Consider the following 15,436-nt stretch of genomic DNA (forward strand, 5'->3'; position numbering starts at 1 on the left):
GAGTGTGGGCGGGCCCCCCGGCCGGGGTTGCGAGTGACTAGTGTGTACGGGCGCTCAGGGGCTGTTTCCAATGGGAGACAGCCCCTGAATCAGACTAGATCAGGCCCTTCTCGGCCTGCGCCTGAATGGCGGTGATGGCCACGGTGTTCACGATGTCGGGCACCGTGCAGCCGCGCGACAGGTCGTTGACGGGCTTGTTCAGGCCCTGCAGCACCGGGCCGATGGCCACGGCCCCGGCGGCGCGCTGCACGGCCTTGTAGGTGTTGTTGCCGGTGTTCAGGTCCGGGAAGATGAACACGGTGGCCTGGCCCGCCACCTGGCTGCCGGGCAGCTTGGTGCGCGCCACGTCCATGTCGATGGCGGCGTCGTACTGCAACGGGCCTTCCAGCAGCAGTTCCGGCGCGCGTTCCTTGGCGATGCGGGTGGCCTCGATGACCTTTTCCACGTCCGCGCCCTTGCCGGACGAGCCGGTGGAGTACGACAGCATGGCCACGCGCGGCTCGATGCCGAAGATGCGCGCGGTGTGGGCCGAGTTGATGGCGATTTCGGCCAGCTGTTCCGCCGTGGGGTTGGGGTTCACCGCGCAGTCGCCGAAGGCCAGCACGCGGTCCTTCAGGCACATCAGGAACACGCTGGACACGATGGAGAAGCCGGGCTTGGTCTTGATGAACTCGAACGCCGGGCGGATGGTGTGCGCCGTGGTGTTGATGGAGCCGGAAACCATGCCCTCGGCGTCGCCCTTGTGCACCATCATGGTGCCGAAGTAGGTGACGTCGTTCATGGTGTCGCGGGCGCGTTCGATGCTGACGCCCTTGTGCTTGCGCAGTTCGAAGTAGGCCTGGGCGTATTCCTCGAACTTGGGCGACAGGTTGGGCTGGATGATCTGCACGCCGTCCAGGTCGATGCCCAGTTCGCTGACCTTGGCGCCCACCTTGTCGGCGTCGCCCAGCAGGATGATGTCGGCCACCTCGCGCCGGGCCAGGATGTCGGCGGCGCGCAGGATGCGTTCCTCCACCCCTTCGGGCAGCACGATGCGCATGCGGTTCTGCTTGGCGCGCTCGATGAGGTTGAACTCGAACATCATGGGGGTGATGCGGGAGGACTTGCGGTTGATCAGGCGGCGGCCCAGTTCCTGGCTGTCCACGCAGCGCTCGAACAGGCCGAGGGCGGTGTTGATCTTGCGGTCGTTGTCCGGCTCGATCTTGCCGTACAGCTCGTTCAGGGTCTGGATGGTCTTGTAGGTGTGGTCCTTCACCGACAGGATGGGAATGGGCACCCCGGTCCAGCCTTCGATGAGGCGGTGCACGTTGGGCGCGGGCTGGATGCCGCCGGTCAGCAGCATGCCGGAAATGTCGGGGTAGGCGCCGGAAAGGCGGGTGGCGAGGCCGGTGAGGATGATGTCCGAACGGTCGCCGGGGGTGATCACGAGGCAGCCGGGGGTGACGTAGTCGAGGAAGTTGCCGATCTGCATGGCGGCGATGACGTAGTCGTCCACCAGGGTGTCCATGCGGCCGTGACCGTACAGCACCTGGGCGTTCAGCCACTTCTTCACGTCGCCCATGGTGGGCTTGCCCAGGGTGGGTTCCTCGGGCACCACGTACACGGCCAGGGGGTTGGAGCAGTTGGCCTTGCACTCCAGGCTGTTGATGACCTCGGCCCGCTCGGCGTCGGTGACCGAGGCGCGGTTGATCACGGCGGCCACGATGTCCAGCCCCTTCTCGTCCAGCAGGTCGATGGTCAGCTGGGTGGAGGCGATGATTTCGTTGGCGGTCTTCTGCTGGCCGTTGGCCACCACCATCACCGGACAGCCGAGGTTGGCGGCGATGTCGGCGTTCAGGTCGAACTCGAAGGCGGCGTCCTTGCCCAGAAAGTCGGTGCCCTCGCAGAGCACGAAGTCGTAGCTGTCTTCCAGCTGCTTGTACTTCTTCAGGATGTTTTCAAGCAGCGTGGCGTGCTGACCGTTGTTGATCAGTTCCCGGGCGTCCTGCAGCGAGTAGGCGTAGGTGTGGGCCACGGGCACGTCGAGGTTGAAGTGGGTCAGGATGAGGTTGGTGTCGTGGTCCACCGCTTCCGTCACCGGCCGGTTGATGATGGGGCGGAAGAAGGCGACCTTGCGGATGTCGCGCAGCAATAGCTGCATCATGCCGAGCACCACGGCGGACTTGCCGCTCTTTGATTCCGTCGCGGTGATGTACAGATTGTTGGCCATGCATATCTCCTTGCGTGCCCCGCACCCGGCTGGGGTGCGGCACTGGCGGGCGCGGCGAGGCGTCCGTGGATCATACGGCGGCACGGCCGCCGGTGGTTCCGGGCCTGGCCCGGTGAGCCAAACGGCCCGCGGAACCATCCGCGGGGCCGGAATCCCCTGACGGGGGGCCGCCGTTCGGCCCCCCGCCGGGGAATGATACCAGAGCGCGGCGCGGCGTGCGCGCCCGATCATCAAGTCTATAATCCGGGGTGCGGCCAGGCCGCGCCCGCTCGTCATGCTATCTGACCCGCAGCGCGGCGTGCGCGCCCGTAAGCAACCATAATAATCCGGGGCACGGCCAGGCCGCGCCCCGGATGTTCGTTCTACCGCAGCGAATCCGCGTACAGTTCGATGGAGTGTTTCACCGCCACCTTGGCCCCATGCTGCGAAAGCATGTCGGTCATCTGGAGCATGCAGGCGGGACAGCCGGTGGACACCACCTGGGCGCCGGTGGCCAGGATGTTGTCGCGCTTGCGCTCGCCGATCTGCTTGGACAGGTCGTAGTGGGACAGGTTGAAGCTGCCGCCCGAACCGCAGCAGCGGTCGCTTTCGGCCATCTCCACCAGTTCGTACTTGGGGTTCATGTTGATCAGCGCGCGCGGCTGGGCCGTGACGCCGAGCGACTTCTTCATGTGGCAGGAATCGTGGAAGGTCACCTTCACGCCGCCCTTGGCCGGGGCCTCGGGCGCAACGCCCAGCACGTCCACCACGAACTGGTTCACGTCCATGACCTTGTCGTGCAGGGTGCGGATCTGGTCGCGCATGGCGGCCGGGTAGTCCTCCATGAGCTTGGGCCAGATTTCCTTGATGGTGGCGGTGCAGGTGGCGCACGGGGTCACCAGGTAGTCGAAGCTGCCCTTGGCGAACAGATCCAGGTTGATCCTGACCAGTTTGTCGTAGGCCACGCGGTCGCCCGACGAGATGGCGGGGATGCCGCAGCAGGCCTGGCCCTCGGGCATGTACACGCCCACGCCGTGGTGCTCGAACACCTTCAGGCAGGCTTCGGCCACGCTGACGAACATCTTGTCGCCAAGGCAGCCGGGGAAGAAGGCGACGCGCTTGCCGCTCTTGCCCGCCGGGGTGTCCAGCGCCTTGACCTTGCTGTGCAGCGATTCCTTGGCCAGCCCCACGAAGTGGCGGTCGCCGATGACGGGCGACAGCACCTTGGAGCACGAGGAGCCGAGCAACTCGTCCACCTTGGTGGTGAAGATGCCCTGGAACTTGGACCCCAGGTCCAGCAGGGCGTTGAACAGGGCGGGCTTGGTCAGCATGCCGCGCAGGATGGCCTTCTTGACTGGCGAGAGCCCCATGTAGGTGTTCACGATGACGCGGGCGCGCAGGAAGATGTCCATGACCTTGACGCCCGACGGGCAGTTGGCCCCGCACGAGCCGCACAGCAGACACTTGTTCAGCTTTTCCTGAACGCCCGCCGCGTCGTGGATCATTTCCTTGGCCAGGTTTTCGAGCAGCGCGATCTTGCCGCGCGTCACGTCCGCCTCTTTCATGGTCTCGGCAAACACGGGGCAGACGGCCTGGCACATGCCGCACTTCATGCAGCCGACCATCTGGTCGTCCAGCTCCTGAAGCAGCTTGGCGAGTTTGGTAAGGTCTGCCATGGCGTTAGGCTCCGATGATCTTGCCGGGATTCAGGATGTACTTGGGGTCGATGGAGCGCTTCATGTTGCGCGAGAACTCGATGGTGGCCTTGGAGGTTTCCTTCTCCATCCACTTGGACTTGGCCATGCCGATGCCGTGCTCGCCCGACAGGGTGCCCTGGAGCGAAAGGGCCACGTCGAAGATTTCGTCCACGGCGTGTTCCACGCGCTCGAACTCGTGCTTGTCGCGGCGGTCGCACAGGATGGTGGGGTGCAGGTTGCCGTCGCCCGCGTGGCCGAAGGTGCCGATGGAGATGTTGTACTTGGCCGCGATATCGTTGATGGCCTTGACCATGGCGGGAATCTTGGAGCGCGGCACGGTGGCGTCTTCCAGCACGGTGGTGGGCTTGGCGCGGGCAAGGGCGGGCAGCGCGTTGCGGCGGGCTTCCCACAGCTTGAACTTCTCGGCGGCGTCCTTGGCCACCTTGATTTCGGTGGCGCCGACCTTGTTCAGCACCTTCTCCACCTTCTCGGCGTCGTCGGCCACCTGGCCGGGGTGGCCGTCCACCTCGATGAGCAGGATGGCCTGGGCGTCGCGCGGCAGACCGGCCTTGGTGAAGTCGTCCACGTAGCGGATGGTGGCCTGGTCCATGAATTCCAGGGTGCAGGGCACCACGTGCGCGGCGATGATACCCGCAACGGCCTCGGACGCCTTGTTCACGTCGTCGAACACGGCCATCATGGCCTTGGACGCCTGCGGCGGCGGCACCAGCTTGAGCACGATGTTGCTGAACACGCCAAGGGTGCCTTCGGACGCCACCATCAGCCCGGCCAGGTTGTAGCCGGTGACGCACTTGACGGTGCGCGAGCCGGTCTTCACCAGGCCGCCGTTGACGTCGAAAAATTCGATCCCCATCACGTAGTCCTTGGTCACGCCGTACTTCAGGCCGCGCAGGCCACCGGCGTTCTCGGCCACGTTGCCGCCCAGGGTGGAGACGGCCTGCGAGCCCGGATCGGGCGGGTAGAACAGGCCGCGCTTGGCCACTTCGGCGGCGAACTTGGCGGTGACCACGCCCGGCTCGACCACGGCGTACAGGTCTTCCTCGTTGATTTCGATGATGCGGTTCAGGCTGTTGGTCAGGATGACGATGCCTTCGCGCGGGTCGGGGATGGTGCCGCCCGAAAGGTTGGTGCCCGCGCCGCGAACGGTGATGGGGTTGCCGTTCTCGTTGCACAGGCGGACGACCTTGCCGAGCTGCTCGGTGGAGGTGGGCCGCACCACGAGAGAGGGCACCACGGCGTCGAGCACGGCGGAATCGTAGGAGTACGACTGGCGGTCGGCCTCGCTGGTGAACACGTTGTCCTTGCCGACGACGGCTTCGAATTCCTTGATCAGGGCTGCACTGGGCATGAGGATGGTCCTCCGGGTCAAGCGTTGCTCCGCCTCCGTCACCGGGAAAGGGCGAGGCGGCGGAAACCTTCATGGAGCGGATGACCCCGCTCCCGTCCTGGCTGTATGTTCAGCCACTCCTCTGTCGAAAAACATGGGGGAAGGCCCCGCAGCGGCCGCCGTACCGCGCCCCCTTGGCGGCTGCCGCGAACTGGTCGCGGTACGGCGGATTCCGGTGCGGGATCGCGTGCCTGCGGAACTCCCGCGACACCGGCCGGGACGCGCGGCATGCCGCGCCCCTGACCGTTCTGCTCCCCTTGGATCTTCACGCCCGCCCCGGAGTGCACCCGCCGGATTGGGAGTATGGGAAGGCCGGAGGGGTGCACCACCCCTCCGGCTCGTTCATCAGACGGGTCTATTCGGCGGCTCGGCCGTCGTCGCAGGCGTCGCCGCCCTTGCGGCGGACGTGTTCCGGCGTCTCGGAAACCGTGCAGAACTCGCTATCGCCGTTTCCCGTGGGCACCGGTTCCCCGGCGGGGGCGGTGACGGCGGGCGCTTCGGCGATCTGCTTCAGCAGCAGGTAGCGTTCGTTGTACTCCTTCTCGATGGCCGCGCGCAGGCGCTTGGACTCTTCGGGAGCGATCTTTTCAAGGGCGGCGTAACGGGTTTCACCGGCCATGAATTCCTGCATGGTGCCGTTGGGCGCCTTGGATTCGAGCACGAACGGGTTCTTGCCTTCGGTCGCCAGTTCGGGGTTGAAGCGGTACAGGGGCCAGTAGCCGGATTCCACGGCCAGCTTGGCTTCTTCCATGGACTTGCCCATGCCCTTGCGCAGGCCCTGGTTGATGCAGGGGGCGTAGGCGATGATCAGCGAGGGGCCCTTGTAGGCTTCGGCTTCCTTGAAGGCCTTCAGCACCTGCTGCTTGTTGGCGCCCATGGAAACGCAGGCCACGTAGACGTAGCCGTAGGTCATGGCCATGCGGCCAAGGTCCTTCTTGCCGGTCTTCTTGCCCGAGGCGGCGAACTTGGCGATGGAGCCCAGCGGGGTGGCCTTGGAGGCCTGGCCGCCGGTGTTGGAGTACACTTCGGTGTCCATGACCAGGATGTTGATGTCCTCGCCGCTGGCCAGCACGTGGTCCACGCCGCCGTAGCCGATGTCGTAGGCCCAGCCGTCGCCGCCGAAGATCCACACGGACTTCTTGGTGAACTGGTCGCTCATGTGCCACAGCTCGTCCAGCAGCGGATGGTCGTCCGCGCCGCCCAGCAGGCCGAGGATTTCCTCGCCGAACTTCCTGGAGCCTTCGGCGTCGTCCTTGTTGTCCAGCCAGCCCTTGAGGGCGGCCTTCAGTTCGCCGTCAAGATCCAGGGCCAGGGCTTCGGTCACCACGTCGGCCAGCTTGGCGCGGCGCTGGTTGTAGGCCATGGCCATGCCGTAGCCGAATTCGGCGGCGTCTTCGAACAGCGAGTTGCCCCAGGCCGGGCCGTGGCCGTCCTTGTTGGTGGTGTACGGCGTGGTGGGGGCGGAAGCGCCCCAGATGGACGAGCAGCCGGTGGCGTTGGCCACCACCATGCGTTCGCCGAACATCTGGGTGAGCAGCTTGACGTAGGGGGTTTCGCCGCAGCCCGCGCACGCGCCGGAGAATTCCATCAGCGGCTGCTGGAACTGCGAGCCCTTCAGGCTGTCGCGGGCCATCAGGGTGTCCTTGATGGCGATGTTGGCGTCGGCGTAGGCCAGGTTCGCCATCTGGTCGGCCATCTGGGTCTCGATGGGCTTCATGACCAGGGCCTTGTTCTTGGCCGGGCACACGTCGGCGCACGAGCCGCAGCCCATGCAGTCCTGCGAGTAGACCTGGATGCGGTACTTGAGCCCGTTCAGTTCCTTGCCCTTGGCTTCGATGGCCACGAACGAGGCGGGCGCGCCGGCCAGTTCGTCATCGGAGGCCAGGATGGGGCGGATGGCCGCGTGCGGGCACACGAACGAGCACTGGTTGCACTGGATGCAGTTCTCGGACAGCCATTCGGGCACGGTGATGGCCACGCCGCGCTTTTCGAAGGCGGCGGTGCCCACCGGGAACAGGCCGTCGGGCTCGAAGGCCGAGACGGGCAGCTTGTCGCCCTGCTGGGCCAGGATGGGACGCACCACGTTGGTGATGAAGTCCGGCTCGGCCTTGGCTTCGGCGGCGGCGTCGGCGGCGGTGGCCCACGATTCGGGGTACTTGATCTCGGTGACGGCCTCGATGGCCTTGTCAACGGCGGCCACGTTCATGGCCACGATCTTCTCGCCCTTCTTGCCGTACGCCTTGTGGATGGAGTCCTTCAGCAGCGCCACGGCCTGCTCGAAGGGAATCACGGCGGCCAGCTTGAAGAAGGCGGTCTGCATGATCATGTTGATGCGCCCGCCAAGGCCCACTTCGGTGGCCACCTTCACGGCGTCCACGTTGTAGAACTTCAGCTTCTTGCGGGCGATGGTGCGCAGCATGGAGGCGGGCAGTTCCTTCTCCATGTCCTCCACCGTGTTCCAGTGCGAGTTCAGCACGAAGGTGCCGCCGGTCTTGATGCCTTCCAGCACGTCGTACTGGTGCACGTAGGCCGACTTGTGGCAGGCGATGTAGTCGGCGCTGTTGACCAGATAGGTGGACTGGATGGGGCTGTTGCCGAAGCGCAGGTGCGACACGGTGAAGCCGCCCGACTTCTTGGAGTCGTAGGCGAAGTAGCCCTGGGCGTACATGCCGGTGTTGTCGCCGATGATCTTGATGGCCTGCTTGTTGGCGCCCACGGTGCCGTCCGCGCCAAGGCCGAAGAACTTGCACTGCACGGTGCCGGCGGGCACGGTGTCCACGCCTTCCACCACTTCCAGCGAGGTGTCGGTGACGTCGTCCACGATGCCCACGGTGAAGTGGTTCTTGGGGCCGACAACCTTCATGTTGTCGTACACGGCCTTGGCCATGGCCGGGGTGAATTCCTTGGAGCCCAGGCCGTAGCGCCCGGCCAGGAGCTTGGGCATTTCGCCGCGCTCCATGAAGGCGGTACACACGTCGAGGTACAGCGGTTCGCCCAGCGAGCCCGCTTCCTTGGTGCGGTCGAGCACGGTGATGGTGTCGGCGGTGGCGGGCAGCACCGACAGCATGTGGTCGATGGAGAACGGACGGTACAGGCGCACCTTGATCAGGCCCACGCGCTCGCCCTTGGCGTTCAGGAAGTTGACCACTTCCTCGATGGTTTCACAGGCGGACCCCATGGCGATGACCACGCGCTCGGCTTCGGGGTGGCCCACGTAGTCGAACAGCTTGTAGGAGCGGCCGGTGAGTTCGCCCACCTTCTTCATGTAGCCGGCCACGATGCCGGGCACGGCGTTGTAGAAGGCGTTGCAGGCTTCACGCGCCTGGAAGTAGATGTCCGGGTTCTGCGCGGTGCCGCGGATGTGCGGGTGCTCGGGGTTCATGGCGTTCTGGCGGAAGGCTTCCACCTTCTCCCAGTTCACCAGCTTCTTCATGTCGTCGTAGTCGATGACTTCGATCTTCTGCAGTTCGTGCGAGGTGCGGAACCCGTCGAAGAAGTGACAGAACGGCACGCTGGACTCGATGGCGGCCAGGTGGGCCACCAGGGCCATGTCCATGGCTTCCTGCACCGAGTTGGAGTTCAGGAAGGCGAAGCCGGTCTGGCGGGCGGCCATGACGTCCTGGTGGTCGCCGAAAATGGACAGCGCGTGCGAGGCCAGCGCGCGGGCCGAAACATGGAAGACGCCGGGAAGCAGTTCACCGGCGATCTTGTACATGTTCGGGATCATCAGCAGCAGGCCCTGCGAGGCGGTGAAGGTGGAGGTCAGCGCCCCCGCGGCCAGCGAGCCGTGCACCGCGCCCGCGGCGCCCGCCTCGGACTGCAGCTGGCGGACGGCCACCGTCTGCCCGAACAGGTTCTTCTTGCCCTGGGCGGCCCACTCGTCCGCCGATTCACCCATGTTGGACGAAGGGGTGATGGGGTAGATGGCGGCGGTGTCGCTGAGCGCGTAGGCGACGTACGCGGCAGCGGTGTTGCCGTCCATCGTCTTCATTTTCTTGGCCATTGATTTCTCCTTGGGATTGCCAGCCTTGAAGCGGGGGTGAAAGGTCAGCCGTGCCTTGCGGCGCGGTCCTTGACATGACTCCGGAGGGGACATGTCTCCGGAGGGGCATGCCTCCGGAAGGGGCATTACTCCGGAGGGGGCATGAACCCGGAAGCGGGCATGAACCCGGTATCGTGCCTCGTCATGCCGGCCCTTGTGGCGCGGTTTCGCTGCCGTTGCCGGGCCGTTGGTGTCGCGTTGCGGCGTGTGCCCGTCCGTCCGGTTTTTCCGGGCGGCGCCCCTGGTTCTCGCGGAACCCGGCGCCGGCATCCCGAAGGCGGGGAGACAGGCTTCGGCCCTTACGCAACAACAAGAAGTGTGCCAGTTCCGTTACGTCGGTACGTCGGCTGCATCCTCCTTGGATTGTTGAAGTATCGATTCATCTTATGAAACTGACGCCAGCGTGTGGTCCGAAAATCCGGACGGCCGGCGTGCGGCGCTGGGAAGTCGTGGGGCCGTGGAGTGGCGGCACTGGAGCCTAACGCCGCCGGATTGAATGGTCAAACTGTTCTGGAGGGCGAATTCCACCCCCTGTCCGAAAAAACGGATGCAGGAGGGGGCGCGGGGGGCGCGTCCGAAAGGTAGGACACCTGCCGGTGGGCGGTGCCCCCAGGTTACTCCCGCCCGGTCAGGGGTTGTTTCTAAATTGTCTTTTCGCCCGTTGGCGTCGTCAAACTTCGCCTGCCATATCGGTCGAATACGAGAAGAGTATACTCCCTCATGACAGACTCGTTTTCCTTGCCAACGAACGAGAATCCTAATTTAGAAACAGCCCCTACAACGACATATTATTCTTTTTCAGCAGGGCATAGAAATGCGAGCGGGACAGGCCGGAGATGTCCAGCATCTCCTGCAGGTTGCCCCGGGTCTGCCCGATGAGGATTTCAAGGTACTTGCGCTCCATGAGTCGCTTGAAGCCCTTGAGCGGCGGCAAGGGGCTGGTGAAGGCGGCGTCCGGGCCGTGGATGCCGTCGGCGGGCTTGGCCGGCGGCACCATGTCCTGTGCGCCGCCGGAACCGTCGCCGTTGCCGTCGGCGGCGGAGGCGTGGGAGGCGGATTCGCTCCCGATGCCGCCTTCGCCCGTGGCGGGGCGGGCAATGGCGGCGCGGGTGATCTTGATGCGGATGTCCTGGGGCAGGTGCAGCGCGTAGAGCACGCTTTCAAGGCCGGAGATGACGAACGAGCGCTCCAGCACGTTGTACAGCTCGCGCACGTTGCCCGGCCAGTCGTACTGGGCCAGCTGCTGGAAGAAGTCGGGCGAGAAGCCCTTGTGCGGCACCCCGTACTGCTCGCACAGCCGGTTCACGTGGTAGATGGCGAGAGGCTTCAGGTCTTCGGGGCGGCTGCGCAGGGGGGGCAGTTCCACATGCACGGTCTTCAGGCGGAACAGCAGGTCCTTGCGGAATTCGCCGCGTTCCACCATGGCGTCGAGGTCGCGGTTGGTGGCGGAGATGAGCCGGAAGTCGCTCTTGATCTCCTGGGTGCCGCCCACCGGGCGGAAGGTGCGTTCCTGCAGGAAGCGCAGGAACGAGCGCTGGATGGACAGGGGCATCTCGCCCACCTCGTCCAGGAACAGGGTGCCGCCGTCGGCCAGCTTGACCAGCCCGTCGCGGTCGGTGAGGGCGCTGGTGAAGGCCCCCTTGCGGTGCCCGAACAGGGTGGATTCCACCAGGCTTTCGGTCAGCGCGGCACAGTCCACCACCACGAAGTTGCCCGCGCGGCGGGTGCTGTTGCGGTGGATGGTGCGGGCGAACAGTTCCTTGCCGGTGCCCGTCTCGCCGGTGACCAGCACGTTGGCGTCGGACGAGGCGGCGTGCGCCACCAGGTCGAAACACTGGCGCATGGAAGGGCTGGTGCCCACCACGCCGTCCAGGTCGAGCGCCACGGCCGGGGCGTCCCCGCGGGACAGCTTTTCTTCGCGGTATTGCAGGGCCCGGTGCAGGGTCAGGGTGGTCTGCTTGATGGGCGAGGGCTTGACCAGGTAGTCCCACACGCCGCCTTGGATGGCCAGTTCCGCGCCGTCGGGGTCGCCCTCGCCGGTCAGGATGATCACCTCGGGCCGCGACGGCGAAAGCCGGATGCGCGGCAGCGCGTCCAGTCCGTTGCCGTCGGGCAGGCGCACGTCCAGGAACACCACGTCCACGTCGGTGGTTTCGAGCTTGCGCAGCCCTTCCTCCAGCGTGTGGGCCGTCTCGCAGCCGTAGCGCAGCCGGGCCAGCAGGCTGGCGATGGTCTCGCAGACCTGGACGTCGTCGTCGATGACGAGGATGGTGGGCACGCTCACTCGCTCCCCAGCCGGGCGAACACGCGGCGGATGGCGTCCGCCAGGATGTTCCGGTTGTACGGCTTGTGGACCATGGCCTTGATGTTTCCGGCGACGGCCGCCCCTTCGGCCGCCACCTCGCGGCCCGAAACGAGGATTATCGGCATCTTCGGCGCAATATCGCCCATTTTGCGGGCAAGCTCAAGGCCGTTGGCTTCCGGCATGTCGAAGTCGGTGATCACCAGGTCGAACGAGGCCGGGTGCTCGCGCACGGCGGCCAGCGCCAGCAGCGGGTTCTTGAAGGCCCGCACCGTGTAGCCCAGGCTTTCCAGCACGCGCGGAATGGTGTGCAACTGGTCGTCGTCGTCCTCCACGAACAGGATGCGCTCGCTGCCCGTTTCCGGGGCCAGCAGGGCCGGGTCGATGAGGCAGGCGTCCTGGGCGTGCATGGGCAGGTATATCTCGAATTCGGTGCGCCGCCACGGCACGCTGGAAACGCGCACCGAGCCCCGGTGGCCCTTGATGATGCCGTGCACCACGGCAAGGCCGAGGCCGGTGCCCTCGGTCTTGCCCTTGGTGGTGAAGAACGGGTCGAAGATCTTGTCCACGATTTCCGGCGGGATGCCGGGGCCGTCGTCGGCCACGGTCAGGCGCAGGGCGCAGCCCGCCTCCATGCCCAGTTCCAGGGCGCGCTCGTCGGACAGGATTTCCTGCTCCAGGTTCACCTCCAGCACGCCGCCCGTCTCGCGCAGGGCCTGGAACGAGTTGGTGCACAGGTTCATCAGCACCTGGTGGATCTGGGTGGGGTCCGCCCTGGTGATGGACGGGCGCGGCGGAATGGCCTTGCGTATCTCGATGTTGCGGGGCAGCGAGGCCTTGATGAGCACCAGGGCTTCGTTGAGCACCTCGTTGATGTCGGTGATGACGAAGCCTTCCACCGAGGGGCGGCTGAAGGTCAGGATCTGCTTGACCAGGCGGCTGCCGCGCTGGGCGGCCTTGAGGGCGCGCATCAGGTCGTTGCAGGTCAGCGAGTCGGCCGGGATGTCGCTGATGGCCAGTTCGGTGGAATTGATGATGGACGTCAGGATGTTGTTGAAATCGTGCGAGATACCGCCCGCCAGGGTGCCGATGGCCTCCATCTTCTGCGACTGGAGCAGTTGCCGTTCCAGCCGGATGCGCTGGGTGACGTCCTCGGCGGTGGTCAGCAGGCCCACCACGTCGGCGCCGCCGTGGCCGTCCGGCTGCCCGGTCCTGTCGCCCGTCCTGTCGCTCAGGAGGGGCACGCGGTTGGTTTCCAACCACACGGCCTCGCCGCCCGGCGAAGTGATGGTGATCTTGGTCTGGTAGCGCGGCTGGCCGGAACGCACCACGGCCTCGTCGTCGTGGTGCACGCGGGCGGCGTCCTCGGCCGAGGGCAGCACTTCGCCGTCGGTGCGGCCCAGCAGGGCGTCGGCGCTGTCCAGCCCCACGAAGCCCAGGAAGGACTTGTTGGCGCCCATGTACTTCAGGTCGCGGTCCTTCCAGTAGACGAACTGGGGAATGTTATCGAGCACCAGTTGCAGCATGCGCTGCGAGGCGGAAAGGGCCCGCTCCGCCGCCTTGCGCTGGGTGATGTCCTCCGCGTAGCCCTCGATGTGGCGCACGTTGCCCTGCTCGTCGCGCTGGGGGCGCATGGTCAGGTGCATGGTTACCGTGTCGCCGCCGGGCCTGTCCACGCTGGACTCGAACGACACCACCGTGTCCTGTCCGCCGCTTGGTCCGCCGCCCGGCCCGGCGCCCGTCATGTCCGGCGCGCCGTGCAGCCGGGCGAAGGTGCCCGCGCCCGACGCCAGCAGCAGGGCCGGAGAGGCGTACCCCGACATGCGCGCCATGGCCGGGTTGGCGTCCAGGTAGTCGCCCCCGGGGGTGACGCGGAAGATGCCCAGCGGCGAGCTTTCGAACAGCGAGCGGTACTTTTCCTCGGCGGCGCGCAGCCGGTCCTCGGCCTTCTTGCGGTCGGTGTAGTCGAAGACCACGCCCACCAGGCCCGCCACCGCCCCCCTGGAATTGCGGTAGGTGGCCTTGTGCATGATGATGGAATGGGGCGAGCCTTCCGGACCGGGCAGGGTGGTTTCGTAGCTGGCCACGCCGGGCTCGTGCATCAGGCTGGTGTCGGACACGTCGCGCAGCATGGCCACGCCTTCCGGCCCGGCCTGCCATTCATAGCGGCCCAGCAGCGCCTCGCGGTCCACCCCGAAGAAGCGCTCGAAGGCCACGTTGCATTCGCGCACCCGGCCGTCGGCGTCCTTGCTGTAGATGGGGATGGGGATGGTGTCCATCAGCGAGCGCAGGAACGACAGCTGGTCCTTGATCTTGCCTTCCACCCGGCGCTTTTCCAGGATGTTCATGACCAGCAGCACCAGCGTCACCGACAGGATGACCATGCTGACGATGATGGTCCAGAAGACCTGCTTGTTCAGTTCGTAGAACCGGCTGGGCTCGTTGATGATGATGCTGTCCGGCGGCAGCTGCGAGGGGCCGATGAACAGCCGCTTCAGCTCGTTGTTGTCGAACATGAAGGCCTCGTCGGCCTGCTCCACGATGGGGATGGACGAGGCGCGGATGCCGCTCAGCACCTGCAAGGCCATGCGCGCGGCCATTTCGCCGTGGCGCACCCCGGAAATCAGCTTGCCGCCCACGATGCCGTGGCCCAGCAGGAAGGCCCAGTTGCTGTACAGCGGGGCGCGCGAGGCGGCGTGCACCTTTTCCAGCAGTTCTTCCGCCGAGTAGAACTGGCCGTCGATGTCGCGGTAGATGGGCACGAAATAGAAGAAGGTGTCCGGCCCCTGCTCGCGCACCCAGTCCAGCATCTGCTCCAGGCTGTAGTCGCTCCACTCCTCCACCACCAGGCGGTCCTTGAACGGGCCGAGCTGGGCCAGCACCTGGTTGCGGATGGCCGCGCCGGTGACCGAGTCGTCGCCGATGACCACCATGCGCCGCAACTGCGGGTTCAGGCGCAGGGCCAGTTCCAGGTTGTAGGCCACGTCGTAGTTTTCCAGCACGCCGGTGATCTCGCGCCCGGTGGCGCGCAGGCTGGCGGGCTGCACGTCGTTGAGCCCGCAGAACACGATGGGCACGCCGGGGAACAGCTCTTCGCCGAACTGGAGCAGGAAATCCACCGCCACGTTGTCCGAGGCGATGATGATGTCGAACTTCTTGTTGCGGAACTTGTCGCGGTACAGGGCGTACAGGGTGGAGACCGTATCCTGGTAGTGGAACTTCTTGGAGTCCATGTATTCCACCTGGAACACGATGCTGTACGGGCTTTCGGCCAGGGTCTGGCGGATGCCCTCCTGGATGTGGTCGGACCAGGCGTACCCGTTGTGGTACGAGTTCAGGTACAGCACGCTCTTGCGCGAGCCCTCCGGGGTGCCGAGCGAACCGGCCGCGCCGGTGGTGGAGTGCGCCGTGCCCGGCACCTCGGACGGGATGGCCCAGGCGGGGGGGGGGCCGGACGGCAGGACCGCGTCCGGCCGGGTGAACGGCGCCGGGACCGATGCGAGGCACAGCAGCAGGAACACCGCCGCCAGCAGGAACGGCAGGCGGCGGAATTGGGCACGGACCGGGGTACGGCGTGGGGCGCGGCGCGGGGGCCGGGCCGGCGGGAACAGGCTGGTATGCATGCGGGGGGACCGCCGAAAGGCTGTGGTGCGCGGAAGGGCGGGAACGCCGGGTCTGGCCGGGTCTGGGCGGCTCGGGCCGGGGCATGTCCGGTCGGGCCGAGTCGGGACATGCCAGCAGGGCGACGGCCTTGCGGGTGGCTCCGCCGGAGTGTGTTTGACCGCACAGTTTGCAGTGT

6 protein-coding genes are annotated in these 15,436 nt (G+C 66.1%); all 6 read right to left on the reverse strand.

What is annotated here, in order from left to right; all coding sequences use genetic code 11:
* Nucleotides 1–94: 94 nt before the first annotated feature.
* The 6 genes from pta to ACR4XJ_RS06785 all read right to left on the reverse strand — a co-directional run bounded on the left by pta (nucleotide 95) and on the right by ACR4XJ_RS06785 (nucleotide 15,260).
* Nucleotides 95–2,209 carry a phosphate acetyltransferase gene (pta, locus tag ACR4XJ_RS06760; protein WP_434754502.1) on the reverse strand — a complete coding sequence of 705 codons (2,115 nt, stop codon included), beginning with the start codon at nucleotides 2,207–2,209 and terminating at the stop codon, nucleotides 95–97.
* A gap of 362 nt (nucleotides 2,210–2,571) precedes the next feature.
* On the reverse strand, nucleotides 2,572–3,864 hold the full coding sequence (locus tag ACR4XJ_RS06765; protein ID WP_434754503.1) for a (Fe-S)-binding protein: 1,293 nt from the start codon (nucleotides 3,862–3,864) through the stop codon (nucleotides 2,572–2,574).
* 4 nt (nucleotides 3,865–3,868) lie between these two features.
* Nucleotides 3,869–5,254 (reverse strand): FAD-binding oxidoreductase, encoded by a 1,386-nt coding sequence (locus tag ACR4XJ_RS06770; protein WP_333507170.1) that lies wholly within the window; start codon nucleotides 5,252–5,254, stop codon nucleotides 3,869–3,871.
* 394 nt (nucleotides 5,255–5,648) lie between these two features.
* Nucleotides 5,649–9,296, reverse strand: coding sequence for a pyruvate:ferredoxin (flavodoxin) oxidoreductase (nifJ, locus tag ACR4XJ_RS06775; protein WP_434754504.1), 3,648 nt, complete (start codon nucleotides 9,294–9,296; stop codon nucleotides 5,649–5,651).
* Between the two features lie 814 nt (nucleotides 9,297–10,110).
* Nucleotides 10,111–11,613 (reverse strand): sigma-54-dependent transcriptional regulator, encoded by a 1,503-nt coding sequence (locus tag ACR4XJ_RS06780; protein ID WP_434754505.1) that lies wholly within the window; start codon nucleotides 11,611–11,613, stop codon nucleotides 10,111–10,113.
* 2 nt (nucleotides 11,614–11,615) lie between these two features.
* The gene (locus ACR4XJ_RS06785) at nucleotides 11,616–15,260 is read right to left on the reverse strand and encodes a hybrid sensor histidine kinase/response regulator (protein WP_434754506.1); all 3,645 of its coding nucleotides are present in this window, start codon (nucleotides 15,258–15,260) and stop codon (nucleotides 11,616–11,618) included.
* Nucleotides 15,261–15,436: the final 176 nt, after the last annotated feature.

The organism is Nitratidesulfovibrio sp. D1 (genome assembly GCF_051133415.1).
GTDB lineage: Bacteria > Desulfobacterota > Desulfovibrionia > Desulfovibrionales > Desulfovibrionaceae > Cupidesulfovibrio.

What these genes read in the sequence shown, in the direction of transcription:
- ACR4XJ_RS06770 (WP_333507170.1), bottom strand. Translation starts at nt 5,254, where the DNA reads ATGCCCAGTGCAGCCCTGATCAAGGAATTCGAAGCCGTCGTCGGCAAG.
- ACR4XJ_RS06765 (WP_434754503.1), bottom strand. Translation starts at nt 3,864, where the DNA reads ATGGCAGACCTTACCAAACTCGCCAAGCTGCTTCAGGAGCTGGACGAC.
- nifJ (WP_434754504.1), bottom strand. Translation starts at nt 9,296, where the DNA reads ATGGCCAAGAAAATGAAGACGATGGACGGCAACACCGCTGCCGCGTAC.
- pta (WP_434754502.1), bottom strand. Translation starts at nt 2,209, where the DNA reads ATGGCCAACAATCTGTACATCACCGCGACGGAATCAAAGAGCGGCAAG.
- ACR4XJ_RS06785 (WP_434754506.1), bottom strand. Translation starts at nt 15,260, where the DNA reads ATGCATACCAGCCTGTTCCCGCCGGCCCGGCCCCCGCGCCGCGCCCCA.